This is a genomic window from Streptomyces sp. NBC_00344, from assembly GCF_036088315.1.
In the GTDB taxonomy this organism is placed as follows: domain Bacteria; phylum Actinomycetota; class Actinomycetes; order Streptomycetales; family Streptomycetaceae; genus Streptomyces.
On record NZ_CP107996.1, the window covers coordinates 6837999 to 6856913 of the forward strand.

Below are 18915 nucleotides of genomic sequence, written 5' to 3' on the forward strand. Positions count from 1 at the left end.
TTTTGCTGACGCGTCGTCAGTCAGTGTGTCGGCCGGCCGACGAATGTCTCGTCAACGACAGTGCTGTCCTGGTTGGCGGCCGTGGGGGAGGGGCCGCCGCGGAGGCAGGGCGAAAGGCCGGTCGATGGGGCGGCTGCCGCGTGTCCGCCGGCGCTCGCACACTGCACACCGTTGTGCGACGGCGCCTCGCTAGCCGAGTTTGCGAAGCACCTCGGCGATGTTGGCCCGGTACGTCCCCAGCGCTTGCAGCCCGGCGGCGTAGCGGTCGCGATGCTTCGCAAGGTCCGCGGCCTGCTTCTGCGCCCGTACGGCGTGCCAGAGCTCGGCCGTATGGTGGCGTCGCTTGCAGGCGACGTCCGCGACGGCGGTGGCCCGCTCCCGCTGCGCATGCCGGGTGTTGCCGTCGCTGCCCCGCTGCCAGGCGTCGTCCGTGTACGCCGCGACGGGGTCGGGGTAGCGGGTGAATCCTTGTTCTGCCACGCAGCGGGACCACGTATCCCACGCGGCCCCGAGACGCGGGTCGCGCTTGACCGCCTTGTCGACCTCGACCGTCCTGCTGTCCGCGTAGAGCCAGTCCTGTTTGAGGTCGATGCCGCGCATCAGCCGCCGGTTCGCCTCGGTGTTGCAGGCGGGCGTGTCCGCGGACTCTGCATAGGTCATGCGGCGGCCCTTCGGCCGGGGTGTCACTGGCTTTGCAGGATTCCAGCCGTAGCCCCAGCGGCGGGCGGTGGCGAGATCGAGGACGCCGTAGTCGGTACTGACCGCGGTGGCGACGATGGGGTCGCTGGGGAAGCGGGGGTCGAGCGGGAAGTCCGGGTGGCCGCGCTCCGCCATGCACTGCCGGACCAGCAACGCCGACGCCCGCTGGGATTCCCGGTAGTCCTCCGGGGTGTAGGCGTAACGGTCGGCCGGGAGGGGGCCGAGGTCCGACGCCGTGCTTATGACCTCGGGGTGTTCCGGGCCGGAGGCGCAGATAGCCGCCAGTACCGCCACCCCCGCCGCGGCACCCAGTTGCCGTCCCCGCCTCGCCATGGGAAGTGATGCTAGCGGGCGGCGTGCGGGCGGTCGGCCGCGCCCGGCAAGGACGTTGGCCGTGCTCGGCGTTCGTCGCCCTCGCGGAAGTGGACGACATCCCGCATACCGACGCGTTGTTGCTGGTCGCGGAGCCCACGCCGGGGGGCGAGGGTGCGGGGGCGGTCCGGCTCAGGCCCTGCCCGCCCGCTGGTCGACGGCCTCCTTGGCCTCCTTGAGACCCGCACCCGTGATCTCCCGGTAAGCCTTGATCGCCGCGATACTCTTTCCTTGGCGCAAGAGGGCGTCGACGGCACTCAGTTCAGCGTCCAGTTCCGATGGCACTCCCAAATGGGCAGTGATCAGATCCAGTTGGCGCTCTACCCGGGCGAATCGGTGATCCAGCCGCTTGAGTTTGCTGTCCATGCTCGCGGCGATCAACGCGAAGCCGAGCACCAGAGGGACTGTCACCGCTATGGATTCCATGAGTGTCGACCTTAACGTTCCGGTGATCGAGTAGCACATCTGGTGCAGTTCGGCGTGTTCATGGCCGGTACGGGCAGCCCTCCCGGCTACCGCAGGCGCCGGCCATCCGTGCGTGTTGGCGTCGCGAGGTCCGGGATGTGGAAGAAGCCTTCCTGTGCCGCGCTGACCCGTTCGAGGCCGCGTGCGTAGTAGGGACTCTCCGCCTCGTCGCACAGCCCGGTGAGGTGGAGGCCCAGGCCGGGGGAACCGAGGAGCCGGGCGTAGCGCCCGATGCTCATCCCACCGCCGATAGGCAGGACGCAGGCCCCTTCGGCTGCCAGGTTCCGGCCGCGGCTCTCTGCCAGCGCGTTGACCGCTGCGACGTCGCTCGGCCCTTCGAGCAGGACGGCCACCCGCACGGGCAGCCGCGCGGCCAGCTCGTACGCGGGGCCGCTGGGGCCCCCGCCGCCCATGCGGCGACCGCGTCCCGGAACGCCTCCATGTCAGCCATGAGACGAGTCTCAGCCCGGCCTGGCCACAGCGCGAGAGAATTTCCGCCGACGCGTCGATCGGGCGCTGAGCAGCCGGGCCCGGAGCAGCCGCCCGAACGAGACGAGTTCTGTCCGGCAACGGAAGGAGCCGTGTGGGTCCGAGGGAGCCGCGCGACCCGGACGCTGTGGAACTCGGCGATGAGGACGAGGGTGAAGTGGACGGGGAATTGTCGTTCGTCCGCTTGTCGTGCCTTCAGCGGTCCCCGTGGTCGAGGGCGGCGACCTCGCGTACGGCCTCGGCGATGGCCGGGAAGTCCTTCTTGAGGATCGCACCGTGGTTGCTGGCGACCTTCGCGCCGATCTGGATGTTCGGGTTGCGGGCGATCACCGCGTCGAGGCCGGTGCGTATCCGTTCCTGCTCATCACCGCGGCTCCCGAAGGACGTCCCCGAAGCGACCACATACCGCACCGGGACGGCGATGCTGTCCAGCACGGGGCCCAGCTCGCGCTCGCGTGAGAGCCTGCCGATCTCGATGTTGCTGTTCGCCTGCTGCTCGGCACTCATCCGCGGGGCCAGGCCCGTCGGACGCAGCAGCGGCAGGAACCAGCTCATCCGCCGGAACAGCTTCCGGATCCGCTGCTCCATGGCCTCGTCGAGCCAGTCGTACGGGAACGCGCCGTCGACCAGGACCGTGCCCACGGCACGCTCCGGATTACGGCCGGCCCAGTGCGCCCCGACGAGCGCCCCGTAGGACCAGCCCACCACGAGGGCCCGGTCCACACCCCTGGCCGCGAGAACGGCGTCGACGTCCCGGACGGCTGCCTCGAAGGAATAGTCCGCCGAACGCTTCGATGCGCCGCGGGCTCGCTCGTCGTAGGTGATGTGCCGCCACTCCGACCCCAGTTCAGCGATGACCCGCCGCCAGTACCCCTGGGTGGCGAACTGGCCGTTGAGGTAGACCACGGGGACACCGGGGCCGCCGGTGTCGGTGACGGCCAGGGCCGTATCGTCAACCGGCACCATGCCGGTCCACTTCGCACTGGTCGAGGGCGTGCTGTCCTTGGTCATGTGTTTCCCCTGGTTCGAGTGAGAGCGTCTTGTACGATTCGCCCGGCTGTGCCGGTGGATTGCAGCGCTGGGACCGGACGGCCGCGTCCTCGGTGGCGACCGGCAGTATCTCGACAACCGGGGGCCCGGCCGCCCAGTCCTGGGTCTTCTCCTTCAGAGGCTGCGGGCGGTGATGTCGCCGTGGGAGGTGGTGGCGCGGATGTCGAGTACGGCGGAGCCATCGTTCTTGAGGGAGTTGCTGACACGGCCGTAGTCGGTACCGGCGTCCAGGGCGGCCGAGACACCGGCGGCGGCGGCGACCGAGATGTCGCCGGCCTCGGTGCGGAGCACCACTGTGCCGCGCACGGCCTCGGTGATCCGGATGTCGCCCCTTGCGGTGCTGATCTCTGCGGGGCCGCCCAGCCTGCCGACCTCGACGTCACCATCGATCGCAGTGAGGCGGACGCTCGCCGCCTCGTCGATCTTGATCTGGCGGTACGCGCCGTCGAAGACGACGTCACCGAGGCGTCCGACGCCGCGGAGCTCGGCGCTGGCCGCTGTGCCCTCGACGCGGGAGCCTGCGGGCAGTTGGATGGTGACCTCCAGGGATCCGGAGGGGCCGAGGAGCTGCTGGTTGGAGGTAGGGGCCTTGATCCGCAGGACGCCGTCGTCGTAGGTCACGGTGGTCTGCTCAGCGGTCTTGGTGTCGCGGCTCTTGGACGGGTCGGCGGGCAGGACCTCGACCGTGGTGTCGGCGCGGTCTGCAGCGATGAACCGGATGCGACCGGCGGGGATGTCCAGGACGGCGGCGATCGGGGCGGGGGTGTCGAACTTCTGCATCATGCTCTCCTGTGCTCGTTCTGTTTCTGACACCGGAAACGCTACGTTGCTTTCAAAGTCTAGGCAACGTACTTGTTGCGTGAAATCTATATCTGCGCAGGTGAAAAGCTTAGAACTGTTGCAACGATCGCAAGGGTAATGCAACGGCCTTGCTCTGTTCGTTGCAATGGGTGAGAAGTGAACGCTATGGTGGAAGGGCACGGACCGACCCGAAGGACCACCAAGGAGATTCGCGATGCCGGGAGGCAGGCTCACTCAGCAGGAACGTCAGCAGATCGCGCTGGGGCTGGCCGACAGCCTCCCCTACGCCGAGATCGCCCGACGCCTTGATCGCCCGACCTCGACGATCACGCGTGAGGTGATGCGCAACGGCGGTCCCACCGTCTACCGCGCCGACCTGGCCCACCGCGCCACCGAACACCGCACCCACCGGCGCAGGCCCGCCTCCTCCCGAGGGCCGGAATCAGTTCCCCAGGCGCACGGACGCGACGCTGAGGCCGTGGCCGCGTACGAGGAGGTGTTCACCACCGTCCTTATGGCCTCGGGCCTGCCCAAGATGGCGGCCCGGGTACTCACCTGCCTCTTCACCACCGACGCCGGCAGCCTCACCGCGTCCCAACTGGCCGAGCGCCTCCAGGTCAGCCCGGCGTCCATCTCCAAGGCGATCGCCTTCCTGGAGGGCCAGAGCCTCGTTCGCCGAGAACGCGACGAACGCCGCCGCGACCGCTACGTGGTCGACGACGAACTCTTCTACCAGGCGACAATCGCCAGCGCCCGGTCCAACGACCAACTTGTCGCAACCGCACGCCAAGGCGCCGCCGTCCTCGGCCCTCATACCCCCGCCGCCACCCGCCTGGAGAACATCGCCCGCTTCCTCGACTTCATCAGCGAGAGCATCACCCGCGCCGCCGAACAGGCCCGCGAAGTCCTCCACACCAGACCGGGAACCGACTCGGACGGCATCGCTCAACCAACTCCGGACGCCGGATAGCCAGTTATCCCGGTCGTCCCAGCCATGAGGGGAAGCCCGGCGGCGCCCGGCGACGTACTGCGCCTCATGAGGGCAGGGCCGCAGGGCGTGTGCCGACATGCGTCGACGTCGATGATGCCCAAGCCGTAGCTCACGCCCGGTACGCCCGTCGGAAGGGTGCGGAGCCGCTCTGCCCGGGCCTGCGGTTTCAGCAGGGTGCCGGGGGCGACATCCGGCGCCCCCGGTGGTCCGCTGGGACGCAGCGCCCATCCGCCGCTGGGCGCTAAAGGCGAACGGCCATCTCCACAGTCACCTCGTCCCCCGTCGACAGGCCCTGCGGCTTGCGCACGGCATTCCTTACCGGCAGCAGATAGCCGCCGTCCCTGGGGAAGAGCGATGTCGCAAAGGTGATCCCACCGATCCGGGCCTCCACAGGAATGACGCCCCAGCCGTACGTGGCCATCGCGGCCACCTCGCGTATGTCGGCCGACTGCTCCTCCGGCACGGGAACGAAGTAGAACGGTGAAGGCCCACGCCACTCGATCACGTGGCCGGCGAAGACAACGTCCATAGGTCGATCCGTTCTTTGCGGAGGGGCACATCGCGCTCAGCGTATTGCGGTGTCGCTCCGGGACGGAGACCGACAGCCACCCTGACTGATCCATATGACGACTGCGCGGACCATGCTGAATCCGCCAAGTGAAATGATCAGGTACAGCCAGTTGGTGGTTCGGTTGGCCAGTTGCGCCGGCCGGTGCGCACAACGGCGCACAGACAAACGCTCGGAAAGAGTCCGACCAGCGGCTGGGGCCGGCACCGCTGGGTCTTGGAGCGCACCGTGTCCTGGCTGACCGGCCTTCGTCGTCCGCACCGACGGCTATGAGCACGAGCCGGAGCGCTTCCTCGCCTTCGCCCGCCATAGCCACCAGCGCGAATCAACTTCCGCGGAATCACCAAGTGGAGCGACGCCCAATCAGGAATCTCTGCGCACCCCGTCATTTTCGGCCATCGGCCGCAGGCGCCAGCCCTAACGGTGCTCGGGGTTGACCTGATCGGTGCTGCATCCGGCGTCCCACTGCGCCCGCTGGTTGCCGAAGACCGGAATTCTGCCCGCGTCCTTGAGGATCCGCGCCACGTGCAGCAGGTTCCACGTCATGAAGGCGGTGTTCCGGTTGGTGAAGTCGTTCTCAGGACCGCCCGATCCAGGGTCGAGGTAGGACGGGCCGGGCCCCGCCTCGCCGATCCAGCCGGAGTCGGCCTGTGGCGGGATGGTGTAGCCGAGGTGCTGGAGGCTGTACAGCAGGTTCATGGCGCAGTGCTTGATTCCGTCCTCATTGCCGGTGACCAGGCAGCCGCCGACCCGACCGTAGTAGGCGTACTGGCCGGCGTCGTTGAGCAGATGCGAGCACGCGTACAGACGTTCGATGACGAGCTTGGTGACCGAGCCGTTGTCCCCGAGCCAGATCGGACCGGCGATGACCAGGATGTCGGCGTCCATCACCTTCCGGTAGAGCTCCGGCCACGCGTCCGAGGCCGCGCCGTGCTCGGTCATGTCTGGCCAGGTGCCCGTGGCGATGTCGTGATCGATGGCGCGGATCTCCTCGACTGTCACCCCGCGCGACTTCATGATCGCGCTGCTGCGATCGACCAGGCCCTGGGTGTTGCTGGGCTCGGGGGAGTACTTCAGCGTGCAGTTGATGAACAGAGCTCGCAGATCGTCGTAGGTGGCGGGCGCCTTCGCACCACCCGTGTGGTCGTAGTCCGGCATGGCCATGCGTGTTCCCTATCGGAGAGATGAGGCGCGGACATGGGTGCGGTCGCGATCAGTCCTGCCCCGCAGTGCAAGGGTCGAGGCGAAGTGGCCGGTCGTCACGGTGGGCGAGTCCAGGCGGGTGAATCGGCTGATTGTTGACACGTTTGCCGACGCCTGGCGATCAGGTGCCACGAAATTCCGCGACGGCCGCCACAGACTCGCGCATCTGCCTCATCGGTCGTGCCGGCGCGATGGGCTCTACGCCGTCGTCGCCGCTGGTCACAGCACTGGGAATGCTGTCTCGCTCGCCGAGGTCGTAAACGCCGTCGACGGCCACCAGTGCCGCCAGCCGGTGTTCGAAGGCCGCCGCCCTCGGGGCGAGCACGCCGCCCATGCTGGAACCGAGCAGCGCGATACGGCTGTTGTCGACGTCCGGGAGGCTTTCGGCGAAGTCGACCACCGGGGTGATGACGTTCTCCCAGTCCGGACGGAAGACCAGGCCTTCGCGGTGCCGCGGCCCCGGTTGTCCGGGCCCGTCGAAGGTCAGCACGGTGTAACCGCGTTCGACGGCCGCCAACGCGCCGCTGAAGTGCAGTTCCTCGGCGGTGCCGTCGAAGCCGCTGTGCATGATCACGGTTGGCCGCGGTGTGCTGGTGGTGCCGGCTCGGTAGAGGTACCCCGGCAGGGTGGTGTCCTCGTAGGGGATGCGAACCGGTTCGATGCGGGGGGTGTACAACGCCGCTGCTGTTCGGAAACAGGCCACGCTGCGGTCGTAGGCGTGGTCGTGGCGGGGGTCGCACGGGTGGCCGTGCAGGAAGAACTCGGCCGACCGGTAGTAGTTGGACGCCCTCAGGAATCCGTCCCGGGCGCTGACCGGGTGGCCGGCGTCCAAAGCCTGCTGGGCTTCGGCGGCCACCCGGTCAGCGGTGGCGAGCCACTCGTCGTGCCAGCTGTCGTAGTCGCCTTCCTTGATGCGCTCACTGGTGGAGACCACCTCGCCGAAGTCGGCGCCGCCATAGGCGATGTGGCTCATCGAGCGCAGGGTCTCGTACCAGAACTGGGGGTTCTCGGGGAACAGCAGCTGCTTCATGACGCCCTCCTTAAGCACAGATCTGTGCTTGCTTCAGTACTGTAGATGCTGCGGGCGCCACGAAGCAAATAAATGTGCTTACGATGTGCGGGTGAGCCCGAACCAGTCGACCCCCCGTTCCCGCAAGAGCCCCGAACAGGTCCGCACGGCCGTCCATCAGGCGGTCGTCGACCTGCTGTCCGACTCTCAGGGCGCAGACCTCACCATCCCCGCGATCGCGCTACGCGCCGGTGTGAACCACACGAGCATCTACCGGCGCTGGGGCAGCCGTGAGGCGCTCCTGGCCGACGTGGTCATCACCCGGCTCGAACAGCACTGGCCGCTGCCGGACACCGGAACTCTGCGCGGCGACCTCACGCAATGGGCGGCAGCGGGAGCCGCGAGCATCCTCAAGCCCGAAGGCCGACTGCTCGTGCGGGCCGTCGCCCTGTCGATGCCGGGCAGCGCCCAGGCGCGGGGGGAGCGCGCACAGCACTTCCAGCGCCGGACCCACGCCATCGAACGAATCCGGGACCGGGCAGCGGCCCGCGGTGAGAACCCCCCGCCACTCGACCAGATCCTCGACCAGCTCATCGCACCGCTGTATCTACGGGCGATCTTCGGCATCGATCCACCGGCCTCCGGCTACCCGGAACTCCTCGTGGCACGGCTGCTCGGCAGCACGGGCAGCACGGGCAGCACTGGGGGCACTCTGGTGTCCTGAGTCAGGAACCCGTTCGGACAGCGGGAGAGACGTTTCGCGGATCTCATCTGCGGTCTTGGTCCAGATGAAGGACCTGAGGTCGGTGTTCCAGCGGCGATCCCATTGCGGAAGCCTCAACACCCCTCGATCTCCATGACGCCGGGCCGGCGGCGGGGTTCGGTACACCGTTCGGCCGGCGGCACTGGTACATGACCGCGGTAGGCATGGACTTGCTCGCCGCTGACTGGGCCGACAGCTGACGGAGGAATCAAGCGCGGCGCCGAAGCAGCCGAAGCAGGGAGGGGGTCGCGCGGGCTCAGGCTCAGCAGAAGGAAAGCCCCATGACTGTCGACACCGCCGCGCGACGCCACATACATCCATACGCATATGGAGACGACCATGAACGACGAGTCGAAGACCACTGGGACGCCGGCCACCGGCGGCAACGACACCTCCGCCCGGCCACCGGTCGTCGATCGGGCCACCTGGCAGGCCGAACTGGACGCCCTGCGGGTTCGGGAGAAGGCACATACCCACGAAGGCGACGCCATCGCAGCAGCCCGCCGGAGGCTGCCCATGGTCGAGGTGGACGCCGGCCTCGAGCTGATCGGACCTGCCGGCCCGCTGACGCTGCTCGACGCATTCGAGGGACGCCGGGAGCTCATTGCCTACTACTTCATGTGGAATCCCGGCCGGCCCGCACCCGAGCAGTGCGAAGGCTGCACGTTCTACACCAGTCAGGTCGCTGAGCTGTCCTACCTGCATTCCCGCGACATCACCTACGCGGTCCTCTGCCAGGGGCGCAACGTCGCCGTCGGAGGGGCCGAGCCCCAGGTGTCGTACGACGAGAGCGTCCGCTACCGCGACTTCATGGGCTGGGACATGCCATGGTATTCCGCACAACCATCACTCGACGCACTGCTCGTCGGACGTGAGACCGGCTTGTTCCACCTCGTGTGCTACCTACGGGACGGCGACCGCGTTTTCGAGACCTACTGGACGAAGCGCCGCGGTGTAGAGGCCATGGACTACAGCTACGCGCTCATGGACCTCACGGTGTACGGACGCCAGGAGCGTTGGGAGGATTCACCTCCCGGCTGGCCACAACAGTGCTCCAATGCGCGGACGGAGGGCGGCTCGCCCGCTTGGCCACCCGTATCCGATTGGCCGGGCGGACGCCCCATCGCCCAGTGGCCGCGACTCGAAGATGGCCACTCCGATGATCTCGGAGCCGCCGGGGCGAGGACGGCGCCGGGACCTGGCCATTGTCACTAGCCGAAGCCGTGGAGTACTCCCCGTGCTTACTTGCTCCAAGCACTCGCCGTGGTGCTCGGGACTGGCCTGTTCGGTCGGCTCGTCCGGCGCTGTCGGTCCAAGGCCTCGTTGCCATGCAGCCAGGGTCGCCCTGGTCCGCGTGACGCGAGGTTCAAGAACGGCCGGCTCGTCGGACGACCCGAAGAATCAGGAGGCGATCAGCAAGCCGAATGACCACAGTGGCCATGAGACCGGTCGGCATGTCGGTCAGGGGATTCTTCCGTCAGTTTCGGGCTGCTTGGCGAGTGTGGGGTCCATGGATGGACTCAGACATGCAGGGTGGGCCGGTAGATGAGCTCTTGGATATCGCCGTCGAGCGTCCGGCGCTCGATCAGCCGAAGGTCGAAGTCGGCCGCACCGTGGAAGATCGGATCCAGCCCGGTCTGACCGGTGATCACAGGAAAGAGCGTCACCTGGACACGGTCGACCAGGCCGGCGGCCATCAGCGCCCGGTTCATCGACAGGCTGCCGTGCGAACGCAACGGTACCGCGGACTCCTTCTTGAGCCGAGCGACGACGTCGACGGCATCGCCGCTCACGACGTTCGCATCCGGCCAGTCGAGGGTTCCCTCCAGTGTGGTCGACACGACGGTTGCCGGCATGCTCCGCATCCGAGTGACCCATGGGTCACGCACCTCGGACTCCTCGGTGCTCGAGGCCAGCATCTGCGCGAACAACCGATAGGTGTTGGCCCCGAAGACCATCCGCTGCTCCTCGCCGTACAGGGCGAGGCGGTGGTCGAGGAGCTCGGGGCCTTGCTTACCCCAGTAGCCGGTCCAGTTGCCGCTGGCGGCGCCGAAGCCGTCGAGGCTGGAGAAGACGTCGAACGTGTAGGTAGCGTTCATGATGCTCTCCTCGAGTGCGGGTTCATCGCATGGTGGGAATAGAGACTGGCAAGCACGGCGAAACTCATCGCCCATGGACTCCTGAAATCCAGCGGACCCGGAAAGGACCAAGGGGCCTTACCACGGCCGAGAAGACGGAAGGTCAGCGTGATCGGCGACACGGCGGGGGAGAAGAAGGGCGTGGCCCGCCGATCCAGGGGTCGTGACGATTCCTCTCTCCGCGCCGGCTGTCCTGTGCGTGCAGCCGTTGAAATGGGGTTCAGTGAACAGCTGGCCCTGCGTGCCGAAGACCCCGAACAGCGTGGTGTACGGAACCGGGTCAGAACGCGCTTGATGTGCTCGCGGGTGTTGGCGGGCATCCAGGTAGGGACAGCACCCGCTCCTATTTACTGCCGAAGGGGCCATGGAGCGCGACTTTGGCAGCGTTGTCGGCCGCTCTCCGTATCCCCGTTCACTCTTCCGGTCGACTCCCGACTCCTCCGACCAGCCTGAGCTTCTCCGTACGCGTGCCGTACGAACGCCTCCATTCGTGGCCGCCACCGGAATACGGTCCAGCCGGCCTGTCGCCTTCTGTCGGGGGCTCCGCTACCACCACCCCAGCGCGGGATAGCGGTACCGGGACGTACACGATGGTGCGGACGGTGCGGCTGGAACTCTGAGCTGACACGGTGGGACCAATGACGTGGACGGCGCCGGCTCGTGTGCCCTGTTCGCTGTCTTGGGGCGAACAGGGCTTCCTGGACAGGGTCTGTCACCGAATCCAGTGGTCCGTCGGGAAGTCACCAGGCTCGGTCGGACGGGCCCGGCGTAAAGTCCTTTCGGAGGGAAGCCCGGAGACCTTACTCTGAGGGAGTCTTCACCGCCATTTTGGAATACACAGCACCAGCGCTCGCAAGCGTAGAGAGGATCCCATGGCCACGTCGGAGCAGGTGGGGGAAGCGCTCGAGGGTAAACTTTCGGGAGTGCAAAGGCAGGGGCCTGGAATCCCATCGAAGTCCTTCAGATGCGAGTTTCCTCGGTCTGCCCTGAACTGCACATCAAGCTTGATGTACGCGCATCGGGGGAACTCTGGCAAGTGTCCCTGAAATATAAGGGGCATGAGGCGAGCCTTGTGAGCGGAGATCTCACCGAGGACGCCGTGCGCTATCTTGAACTCCTCGTGCGAACCCACCTGTTCGAGTGGTGGCATACAAAGGACAGAGAAAGAGTCGCCGCACGCATGGGAAAGCGGCTGACGTGAGACTAACGACTCAGGACGTGGTGACGGCAGAGGGATCTTCCTGTCGGGTGGCATGATCTGAGTGTGGCGACCGTGGTCAATCGGGCGGTTCCTGCACTTCAGCTGTTCAGAGGGGTCTCCCGCAACATCCGGCCCGTATAGGTGTATCGCCACGTGGCGATACCAGTCCAGCGGCTGCGCGAGCCGGGCACGCTGGAGCAGGCCGAGCCGCGCGGGGGTGACGAACCCGTCCGGCGCGGATTCATCCGTCGGGCCGGCCGTACGTCCAGGGCGACGCCGATGCCTGGCTGGGGTCTTTGGTCTCCTATCCTGCCGCATTCGACCTGGCCCGCTCCACGGTGCGGCCGCGGCAGTCCGCCGGGCCGCCTGCGCGCCAAGCCTGTGGAGGCGAAGTCGCCCCACCCCGGTAACCGGCATGGGCTGGTGGGTGGTTGTGCTGGCCACACTGCGAACTCGCTCGCCCCCCCAATGACGCACGCACAGCCCTTGTCCGCGGGCGCACGCCGTACCACTGGTGAATCCGCACCGGACGAACCCCGCCCCCCGAGCCGGCCATCCCGAAGCAGGCCGCTCGGGGACGCCCTGCTTGAATTGAACTGAGCCGGTCGGTGGCACAACACGCCGACCGGCTCCGCTAATCGTCTTGAGGGAGTCTCTCCAGTGCAGAGCCAGCAAAGAAACCCCAACTACCCGAAGGCCCCCGGTCGTCGTGCGCGGCAGCTTCTGGCGGCCACGGTCACGTTGGCTGCCGCGATCACTCTGACGGCCTGTAACGCCTCGTCGGATACGGCCGATTCGGATGCGAAGCAGTCGGTGAGCGCGAGCCCGTCGCCCAGCGGAGCAGTGACTCGCGCTCAGGCGGCCAAGATCGTTGACAATTATGAAAAGGTCAACAATCTCAGTAACCGGACGCGCAACGCCAAGTTGCTCGGGACGGTGGAGGGCGGGCAGGTCTACGAACTGAGCAAGGCTGAGTTCAAGGCGTTCCCGACATGGTCGAGCAAGAAGCGCAAGGAGTACGGGGACCCCTTCACGTACAAGCAGCGCTCGTACGTCATTCCTGTCAACTCCGGCTGGTTCATGGTCATTGGGCACGCGGGCGGTTCCAAGTACCCCTCGCTGCTGGTCTTCGACAAGGTTGCGGGCCACTGGAAGGCGGTCAGGGCGGTCCACCTCGGCGTCTCTGTCCCAGCCATCGACATCAGTCGTCAGGGCCTCGCCACCGCAGTTTCCAGCAGTGCGAAGAACGGCGCCCTCAGTCCCGCCGAGGTGAAGGGCGTCTGGGAGGACCTCTACACCAGTGGGGGAAAGAACAAGGGGAAGGAACTCGCGCCGAGTTCCTGGACCAAGGACGCGCTGAAAAGCTATCGGACCCGCAACGACGCGCTGGGCCCCCAGGCGCAGGTGAACTTCTTCGACAAGCCCGCGAAGAGCGAGAACATCTACTCTGTCCGGACAAAGGACGGAGGGGTGCTGACCGTCGTGTCGCTGGCGCACAACCAGGAGTCCTTGACCAAGGCCGCTCTGCGGGGGAGCTCGTCCATGCAGATCACCCCAGGGTCGGATGAAAGGGTATTCAACCCCAGCCCGCGTGCCGTCATCACCGACGAGTTCCAGGGGCAGGCCCTTGTCCAATTGACCCCGAAGCAGAAGCCGAAGGTCCTCTACGCGCTCTACTCGCTGGTCGACTCGCGCTGACCCCGTGTGGCTCGCCCGTCACGCGGGACCGCAGCCGCACACGACAGGCCGTCAACTCAATCGCAACCCTGACCACGTCCCCCAGGACGACATGTCCGCGTTCGGGGCGATCCAGGATTGCGACACCGGCGTGTTCCACCCGGCACCACCGGGTCAGCTGGATCTGGCCGGCCGCCGAGAGTGCTCGGCGGCCGGCCGGGGTGCGGTCGGTGGCAGCAGGCGCTGCTGCGGCTAACGGTTCGACACGCGCGGCGTCCGGTAGCCCTGCGCGGTCACCCCGAAAGTCCACAGGTGGTTGTCGGAGTGGAACGCTGGCAGGACCCGGTGGCCCGAGCGACGGTCGCGCAGCGAGAGGCGGACCATGGGCGCGACGGGGGTGCCCTTGCGGACCGTGACGGTGAGGCTGATGCGGCCGTCCCGCTGCGACGTGCGGCTCCCGGACACTTTCAGCCGGGCTCGGCGCGGTCGTTGAGCGCCTGGGCTGCCGTTCACGTCGAGATCGGCTCATCCGCGAGGGCGTCGAGTTGATCCTTCGACCATGTGATCCCGCCGGCTCGCAAGTCGTCGACCACCGCGCGCACCCACTCCAGCTCCGCGGCCGTGACGGCTCGAAGGTACTCGGTCTCCAGGCGGGTGACACGCGGCAGCCCCCGATCCGCCTCTGCGGCCATGGCCGCCTCCAGTCCGTCGAGCTTCTCCGCGAGTGCGTCGGCCCGCCGCTCCAGTACGTTCGCCATCTCTTCCGGCGTGAGCAGCAGCAGATTTGACAGGGCGGCCGGGAACTCCGGGAATTCCTGTTTGGGTGCGGAGAGCATCTCCTCCAGCCAGGCGTGGGCGGTCTCGCGTCCCGCGTCGGTGACTTCGTACACGGTCCGCTCGGGGTACTGCTGATCGCGCTCCGTCTCGCGAACCGCGATCAGACCGTCGCCATTGAGTCGCTCGATCGTGCGGTAGAGGCTCGCACGCTGCTTGACGTTGACGACCTGTTCTTTCCCCCAGTCCTTGACCAGGCGCTGGATGCCGTACGGGTGCAGCGGCTTGTAGTGCAGCAGGGCCAGGACGGTCAGGGCGAGTGGCGAGCTGCGGGGAGCAGAGGAAGGCATGGACCTCACTCTAGCTTCAGGAAGACTAGTTGACGAGAGACTAGTTGCAGTGCAACTATCGAATGGTCAACGCAACGCCGCCCAGAGAGGAACCAACGAGATGTCCCTCACCGAGCGCATCCACTGCGACCACGACCTCGTCAAGCACCTGGGAAGGTGGACCGAGGCCGGCCAGTTCGCGGTCAAGGCCCGTCATGGGGCCGCTGTCCTCGACCTCCGTTCGCCCGGCCTCCCCGACGACATCGAGATTCACATCGACCTGGACCGGGCCATGGTCAAGCTGCTCGTCGACGACAGCTCCGCCATTGACCACTGGAACCTGAGGTGGACCGCCCGCGGCAGGATCAAGGACTCCCGGTCCTCATCCACCCGCGACAAGGGGACCGGCCGCCGTATCCATCTGTCCGGTTCCGCGACGAACAGCGAGATCCGCATCCACCGCGGTGGCATCGCGACCCTGTCGGCGATGTTCTCCCATGCGTACGTCCAGGATCTGCGCCGCGCCCACAGGGCCGGCGGCGTACCGACGATCGACGACCCGACCAGGGGGCACCAGTCATGAACAGCATGAGCAAAGCCCGCACAGCGCTCATCATCGGCGGCGGTATAGCGGGCCCCGTCGCCGCGATGGCCCTCCAGCGCGCAGGTATCGAGGCCGCCGTCTACGAGGCGTACGACTCCACGGCCGACGGGGCCGGAGGCGGCATGACCATCGCACCGAACGGCCAGGACGCCCTTGACGCGATCGGCGCGGGCGACCTCGTCCGCGCCATCGGTACACCGGTCACTTCCATGGGCCTCCGGAGCTGGACGGGCAAGCACCTCGCACAGTTCGCCCCGCCCTCCCGCCTCCCGTCGCTGCAGTTCGTCTGGCGCGCCGCTCTCTACCGTGCGATCTACGACGAGGCGGAGCGCCGCTCCGTACCCATCCACCACGGCAAGCAGCTGACCGACACGACGGACACCGGCTCCGGGGTCATCGCGCACTTCGCGGACGGTACGCAGGCCGGCGCCGACATCCTGATCGGCGCCGACGGCATCCGCTCCACGGTCCGCCCCCTCATCGACCCGGTCGCGCCCCAGCCGAACTACGCCGGCCTGGTCTGCTTCGGAGCCCGGATGCCCCAATCCGGACTCCCCTCCACCAACGGCGTCATGTACATGTGCTTCGGAAAGCGCGCCTTCTTCGGCTACCAGATCTTCGACGACTCCTCGGCGATGTGGTTCGTGAACCTGCCCCACGTCCTCCCGATGACAGTCGCCGAGGCGCAGGCGATCGGCGCGAAGGAGTGGATGGGTACCTTGCGGACCGCCTTCGCCGACGACCGCACCCCCGCCCTCGAGATGATCAGCCGTACCGACCCCCGCCAGCTGCTCATCACCGGCCCGATGGAGAACATGCCGCGGGTTCCGACCTGGACCCGCGGCCGCATGACCCTGATCGGCGACGCGGCCCATGCCGCCTCGTCCAGCTCCGGGCAGGGCGCCTCCATCGCCACCGAAAGCGCTGTCGAACTGGCGCGCTGCCTCAGGGACCTGCCCTACGAGCAGGCCTTCTCGACGTACGAACAACTGCGCCGCCCCCGCGTCGAAGCCATCATCAAACTCGGCGCCCGCACGAACAGCAACAAGACCGCGGGCCCGGTGGGCCGCGTACTGCGCGACCTCGTGATGCCGGCGGCCATGAAGCTGATCAACCCGGAGAAGATGGCCTGGCAGTTCGACCATCACATCGACTGGAACGCGAAGGCAGCCCCGCTCACCTGAACTGGTGCGGTGGTGAAGACAGTTCGGGAACCACCGGTCCCGACGGGATGCGTCCTGCTGCACAGGCAGTGGCGCGCCGACAGACGCCGTGTTCTGGCCCTGGCCTCGTCCATGATCTGCCCGGACAGAACCTGACGGTGAGGCACAAGAAAACCAGTGGAGCAGCGCCGCTGTGCGCCATTACCGTGCTGCCGAACCACGTCGTCGAGTCAAGGACATGTCGTTGTACACCCTGTGAGACCTCCCGAGTGCTGATTCGTCGCGCGTCGCGCCTGTGCGCCGCGCTGCTTTTTGCTGCGGACTTCTCACTGAAACCGGTGTACTTCTGTGCTCGAAAACTGGGTGGTTGTGCCCACCTGCCTGCCGCTTGTCCTCCGCCGTTGCCACGCGTGCGCCTCGGAGCGCTTCCGGGCGAGCGGCAAGTTCCGCGTCAACGCACACCACAAGCTCATCGACGCCTGGCTCCTCGCGCTCTGTACCACTTGCGGGGAGACCGCAAAGCTCACGGTCCTGGAGCGGATGAACGTGCGCTCCGTACGACCTGAGCTGCTGGACCGGCTGCATGACAACGATCCCGGCCTGACGGCTGACCTGCTCCACGACCCGGTCGTGCGACACCGTAACCGCATCGCTCTCGACTGGGACAACGCCTGGCGCCTCGACACCGGCGGAACGGATCACCTGGACTGCGAGGCGATCGACGTCTCGGTCCGCTTTGCGGCCCGGATCCCTGTCCGGCCGGTGCGACTTATCGCTGAAGGCTGCGGTCTTCCGCGGGCCGAGGTCGAGAGACTGATCACGGAAGGGAAACTCGTCTCGGCAATCCGGCTGAGCGGCAAGCTCTCCGGCGACTTCACCTTCACGCTCAAGCGCTGAGCCGTCCTCGGTGCCAGGGGCCTGTCCGGCACGAACCGCCGGACAGGCACTGAACCACCTCGTCTGGACCGGGTCGGTGAGGACTCCGCTGATGAGGTCGAGCTCGTCGGCCTGCGTGACCTGCTCAAGCTCGCTCAGGTAGTTCCAGAAGCGGAGGTGCTCGTCGGGCTCCTCCTGCTGCGGGGTGTCGTGGTGATTCACGCGGCCCGATCCTGTCGCTCGATCAGGACGCCGTTCTCGAACCGGGTGCCTCTGCGGACCAGAGGCGCCCGGCGAGCTCCGGTGATCGCGCGCCGGCGGGCCTGGGCGGACTCGACGACCTGAACACCATGGCGAGGGGCACGGCCGGGCTGCCGGCGCCGCCGGTGACCTTGGCGCGGAGCTTGACCGTGGAGAACGGCGACTCGATGGGGGTCGTGGTCCGCAGGTGCATCAGTGCTCAGCCGGGAAGTCGTCAATCCGGCGGGCGCCTTCGCGCACGATCTCGTCGATCAAGGAGCCGGACGGGGTGGAACCGCTGTCGGTGACTGCGCTGAGCACGAGCATGCCCTCCCGGCCCGCGCTGCGAACGCGAGCCTACTCGGTGACCATCAGAGGATCATCTCTGGAAGGTACGCCCTCCCCGTGCCCTCCCGGAACTGATGCACAGATGGTGAGTATTGTTCAGGAGGTGCCGCGAAGCTCACCAGCCTGGGCACCGCCGGCCTCTGGTGTGCATGCTCTGCTGCCCCGGGCGGAGGCTGCGGTCCGTGGCCTGGGCTGTGAATTCACGAGTTGGATGGATCCCCTGGGGGGACGTGCTGCGTGAGGTCGCCGGCAAGCCGAAAGTGAGACAGAGCCGAACGTTGTGCAGTCCCTCTATGGACGATGCAACCCAGCGCCGTACCGGCGCACGCGGCCGGCCTGTGCCAGCGATGGCGTGAGCCGGTCAGCTCGCGGCGGTGTTGCTGGGCGGACGCGTCCTGCGCGTCAGTAGCAGGGGGCGTCGCCGCCACGGCCGGTGACGCCCGGCCGGGTGTTCCATGACCACATGTGCGTGCACCGCGGGCACTGAAGGTGGACGACGGGCCCCCTGTTGGAGATCAGGTAGCGCCAGTGCTCGAAGCAGTTGCGGCGGCTGGCGCAGGTCGCGCAATGGCTTGCGTCGTCGCAGACGGGGCAGGCCACCCAGGCGCGACGGCTGGAGTCCGCCTGTGGGTCAATGGGTAGCCGCACGGCCCGGCTCCTCCCCAGGCAGGACACCAGCCGCTACCAGCATGTCGTAGGTGCGCTGCTGCTCCGCGTCCAGGCCCGAGTAGAGGAGGTCATACGCTTCGTCCTCGCCTCGGAGGGCGGCCACCGGGTCCCAGTCGGGTCCGAGCGCGGCCACGACCTCGGCCCGTCGCCGGGCTTCCTCAAAGGTCAGGTCGATGGAGAAGGGAGTGAGGCCGGCGGCGTTGTCCTGGTTCATGGTGAGACTTCCGACGTGCTGGCAGAGCCCCACCATCTCTACCAGGCCCCCGCAGTGGCAGGGAAGGGTGACCTAAGTCGCCCCGGTTCGACCGGGGACCCGAGCTGTCCGCGGGCACCTTCGGATCTGCTGACAGGGGTGGGCTGTTGCCTGTACCAGGCCCTGAACGGATGGACGCTCCACTCACAGAACTGTGGCGTACCTCACGGCCGGAACGCACTTTCTGGAGGGTCACATGACCACGCCGCCGGAGGATCCGAGGGATCGAAGCG

The 18915-nt window shown here is 67.3% G+C and carries 19 protein-coding genes and 3 pseudogenes; 8 read left to right on the forward strand and 14 right to left on the reverse strand.

The genetic code is table 11. The features are described 5' to 3' along the window. Nucleotides 1-189 precede the first annotated feature (189 nt). From OHS16_RS30915 to OHS16_RS30935, 5 genes and pseudogenes are all read right to left on the reverse strand, one after another. On the reverse strand, nucleotides 190-1032 hold the full coding sequence (locus tag OHS16_RS30915) for a hypothetical protein (RefSeq protein WP_328540550.1): 843 nt from the start codon (nucleotides 1030-1032) through the stop codon (nucleotides 190-192). Nucleotides 1033-1203: 171 nt separating this feature from the next. Further along, the gene (locus OHS16_RS30920; RefSeq protein ID WP_328540551.1) at nucleotides 1204-1497 is read right to left on the reverse strand and encodes a ribosomal protein L7/L12; all 294 of its coding nucleotides are present in this window, start codon (nucleotides 1495-1497) and stop codon (nucleotides 1204-1206) included. 140 nt (nucleotides 1498-1637) lie between these two features. Beyond that, a pseudogene (locus OHS16_RS30925) lies at nucleotides 1638-1987 on the reverse strand (TOPRIM nucleotidyl transferase/hydrolase domain-containing protein); the annotation flags it as partial. A gap of 233 nt (nucleotides 1988-2220) precedes the next feature. Continuing rightward, a complete protein-coding gene (locus tag OHS16_RS30930; protein ID WP_328540552.1) occupies nucleotides 2221-3036 on the reverse strand; it encodes an alpha/beta fold hydrolase in 816 nt (271 codons plus the stop codon). Nucleotides 3037-3189: 153 nt separating this feature from the next. Continuing rightward, nucleotides 3190-3855, reverse strand: a complete 666-nt coding sequence (locus tag OHS16_RS30935; RefSeq protein ID WP_328541048.1) for a DUF4097 family beta strand repeat-containing protein — start codon at nucleotides 3853-3855, stop codon at nucleotides 3190-3192. A gap of 235 nt (nucleotides 3856-4090) precedes the next feature. Between OHS16_RS30935 and OHS16_RS30940 the strand changes: the two genes are divergently transcribed. Then, nucleotides 4091-4846 (forward strand): helix-turn-helix domain-containing protein, encoded by a 756-nt coding sequence (locus tag OHS16_RS30940; protein ID WP_328540553.1) that lies wholly within the window; start codon nucleotides 4091-4093, stop codon nucleotides 4844-4846. 262 nt (nucleotides 4847-5108) lie between these two features. Here the strand turns inward: OHS16_RS30940 and OHS16_RS30945 are convergent, their stop codons facing one another. Then, complete coding sequence (locus tag OHS16_RS30945) at nucleotides 5109-5396, reverse strand: DUF1905 domain-containing protein (RefSeq protein ID WP_328540554.1); 288 nt, start codon at nucleotides 5394-5396, stop codon at nucleotides 5109-5111. A 186-nt stretch (nucleotides 5397-5582) separates the two neighbouring features. Here OHS16_RS30945 and OHS16_RS30950 point away from each other — a divergent pair. After that, nucleotides 5583-5736 (forward strand): annotated as a pseudogene (locus OHS16_RS30950) (IS5/IS1182 family transposase); the annotation flags it as partial. A gap of 116 nt (nucleotides 5737-5852) precedes the next feature. Here OHS16_RS30950 and OHS16_RS30955 read toward each other — a convergent pair. Further along, nucleotides 5853-6593 carry a flavodoxin family protein gene (locus tag OHS16_RS30955; protein ID WP_328541049.1) on the reverse strand — a complete coding sequence of 247 codons (741 nt, stop codon included), beginning with the start codon at nucleotides 6591-6593 and terminating at the stop codon, nucleotides 5853-5855. A 166-nt stretch (nucleotides 6594-6759) separates the two neighbouring features. After that, the gene (locus OHS16_RS30960) at nucleotides 6760-7668 is read right to left on the reverse strand and encodes an alpha/beta hydrolase family protein (RefSeq protein WP_328540555.1); all 909 of its coding nucleotides are present in this window, start codon (nucleotides 7666-7668) and stop codon (nucleotides 6760-6762) included. Between the two features lie 91 nt (nucleotides 7669-7759). Here OHS16_RS30960 and OHS16_RS30965 point away from each other — a divergent pair, with 91 nt between their 5' ends. Continuing rightward, nucleotides 7760-8371 (forward strand): TetR/AcrR family transcriptional regulator, encoded by a 612-nt coding sequence (locus tag OHS16_RS30965; RefSeq protein ID WP_328540556.1) that lies wholly within the window; start codon nucleotides 7760-7762, stop codon nucleotides 8369-8371. A 378-nt stretch (nucleotides 8372-8749) separates the two neighbouring features. Further along, nucleotides 8750-9625, forward strand: a complete 876-nt coding sequence (locus OHS16_RS30970) for a DUF899 family protein (RefSeq protein ID WP_328540557.1) — start codon at nucleotides 8750-8752, stop codon at nucleotides 9623-9625. Nucleotides 9626-9930: 305 nt separating this feature from the next. Here the strand turns inward: OHS16_RS30970 and OHS16_RS30975 are convergent, their stop codons facing one another. Further along, nucleotides 9931-10509: a dihydrofolate reductase family protein gene (locus OHS16_RS30975; RefSeq protein WP_328540558.1), complete on the reverse strand. Its 579-nt coding sequence runs from the start codon at nucleotides 10507-10509 to the stop codon at nucleotides 9931-9933. A gap of 2083 nt (nucleotides 10510-12592) precedes the next feature. Between OHS16_RS30975 and OHS16_RS30980 the strand changes: the two genes are divergently transcribed. Continuing rightward, entirely contained in the window at nucleotides 12593-13447 is an 855-nt protein-coding gene (locus OHS16_RS30980; protein ID WP_328540559.1) for a hypothetical protein, read from the forward strand. A gap of 231 nt (nucleotides 13448-13678) precedes the next feature. Here OHS16_RS30980 and OHS16_RS30985 read toward each other — a convergent pair whose 3' ends face one another. Both OHS16_RS30985 and OHS16_RS30990 read right to left on the reverse strand, forming a co-directional pair. After that, a complete protein-coding gene (locus OHS16_RS30985; RefSeq protein WP_328540560.1) occupies nucleotides 13679-13939 on the reverse strand; it encodes a hypothetical protein in 261 nt (86 codons plus the stop codon). Next, nucleotides 13936-14550, reverse strand: coding sequence for a PadR family transcriptional regulator (locus OHS16_RS30990; RefSeq protein WP_328540561.1), 615 nt, complete (start codon nucleotides 14548-14550; stop codon nucleotides 13936-13938). Before OHS16_RS30990 ends, OHS16_RS30985 begins: the two co-directional genes overlap by 4 nt. A 100-nt stretch (nucleotides 14551-14650) precedes the next feature. Between OHS16_RS30990 and OHS16_RS30995 the strand changes: the two genes are divergently transcribed. The 3 genes from OHS16_RS30995 to OHS16_RS31005 all read left to right on the forward strand — a co-directional run bounded on the left by OHS16_RS30995 (nucleotide 14651) and on the right by OHS16_RS31005 (nucleotide 17193). Continuing rightward, nucleotides 14651-15112, forward strand: coding sequence for a hypothetical protein (locus OHS16_RS30995; protein WP_328540562.1), 462 nt, complete (start codon nucleotides 14651-14653; stop codon nucleotides 15110-15112). After that, the gene (locus OHS16_RS31000; protein ID WP_328540563.1) at nucleotides 15109-16317 is read left to right on the forward strand and encodes an FAD-dependent oxidoreductase; all 1209 of its coding nucleotides are present in this window, start codon (nucleotides 15109-15111) and stop codon (nucleotides 16315-16317) included. The genes OHS16_RS30995 and OHS16_RS31000 overlap by 4 nt, the downstream gene beginning before the upstream one ends. Before the next feature lie 327 nt (nucleotides 16318-16644). Beyond that, nucleotides 16645-17193, forward strand: a complete 549-nt coding sequence (locus tag OHS16_RS31005; protein WP_328540564.1) for a DUF1062 domain-containing protein — start codon at nucleotides 16645-16647, stop codon at nucleotides 17191-17193. A 197-nt stretch (nucleotides 17194-17390) separates the two neighbouring features. Here the strand turns inward: OHS16_RS31005 and OHS16_RS31010 are convergent. The 3 genes and pseudogenes from OHS16_RS31010 to OHS16_RS31020 form a co-directional block, all read right to left on the reverse strand. Beyond that, nucleotides 17391-17646, reverse strand: a pseudogene (locus OHS16_RS31010) (IS256 family transposase); the annotation flags it as partial. Nucleotides 17647-18162: 516 nt separating this feature from the next. Continuing rightward, entirely contained in the window at nucleotides 18163-18408 is a 246-nt protein-coding gene (locus OHS16_RS31015; protein WP_328540566.1) for a hypothetical protein, read from the reverse strand. Next, the gene (locus OHS16_RS31020; RefSeq protein WP_328540567.1) at nucleotides 18392-18643 is read right to left on the reverse strand and encodes a DUF6400 family protein; all 252 of its coding nucleotides are present in this window, start codon (nucleotides 18641-18643) and stop codon (nucleotides 18392-18394) included. Before OHS16_RS31020 ends, OHS16_RS31015 begins: the two co-directional genes overlap by 17 nt. Between the last annotated feature and the right edge of the window lie 272 nt (nucleotides 18644-18915).

Excerpts from the sequence above, each read along its gene's own strand:
- OHS16_RS30915 (WP_328540550.1), bottom strand. The coding sequence starts at position 1,032 with ATGGCGAGGCGGGGACGGCAACTGGGTGCCGCGGCGGGGGTGGCGGTA.
- OHS16_RS30970 (WP_328540557.1), top strand. The coding sequence starts at position 8,750 with ATGAACGACGAGTCGAAGACCACTGGGACGCCGGCCACCGGCGGCAAC.
- OHS16_RS30920 (WP_328540551.1), bottom strand. The coding sequence starts at position 1,497 with ATGGAATCCATAGCGGTGACAGTCCCTCTGGTGCTCGGCTTCGCGTTG.
- OHS16_RS30945 (WP_328540554.1), bottom strand. The coding sequence starts at position 5,396 with ATGGACGTTGTCTTCGCCGGCCACGTGATCGAGTGGCGTGGGCCTTCA.
- OHS16_RS30960 (WP_328540555.1), bottom strand. The coding sequence starts at position 7,668 with ATGAAGCAGCTGCTGTTCCCCGAGAACCCCCAGTTCTGGTACGAGACC.
- OHS16_RS31000 (WP_328540563.1), top strand. The coding sequence starts at position 15,109 with ATGAACAGCATGAGCAAAGCCCGCACAGCGCTCATCATCGGCGGCGGT.
- OHS16_RS30975 (WP_328540558.1), bottom strand. The coding sequence starts at position 10,509 with ATGAACGCTACCTACACGTTCGACGTCTTCTCCAGCCTCGACGGCTTC.
- OHS16_RS30930 (WP_328540552.1), bottom strand. The coding sequence starts at position 3,036 with ATGACCAAGGACAGCACGCCCTCGACCAGTGCGAAGTGGACCGGCATG.
- OHS16_RS30935 (WP_328541048.1), bottom strand. The coding sequence starts at position 3,855 with ATGCAGAAGTTCGACACCCCCGCCCCGATCGCCGCCGTCCTGGACATC.
- OHS16_RS31020 (WP_328540567.1), bottom strand. The coding sequence starts at position 18,643 with ATGAACCAGGACAACGCCGCCGGCCTCACTCCCTTCTCCATCGACCTG.
- OHS16_RS30955 (WP_328541049.1), bottom strand. The coding sequence starts at position 6,593 with ATGCCGGACTACGACCACACGGGTGGTGCGAAGGCGCCCGCCACCTAC.
- OHS16_RS30995 (WP_328540562.1), top strand. The coding sequence starts at position 14,651 with ATGTCCCTCACCGAGCGCATCCACTGCGACCACGACCTCGTCAAGCAC.
- OHS16_RS30990 (WP_328540561.1), bottom strand. The coding sequence starts at position 14,550 with ATGCCTTCCTCTGCTCCCCGCAGCTCGCCACTCGCCCTGACCGTCCTG.
- OHS16_RS30940 (WP_328540553.1), top strand. The coding sequence starts at position 4,091 with ATGCCGGGAGGCAGGCTCACTCAGCAGGAACGTCAGCAGATCGCGCTG.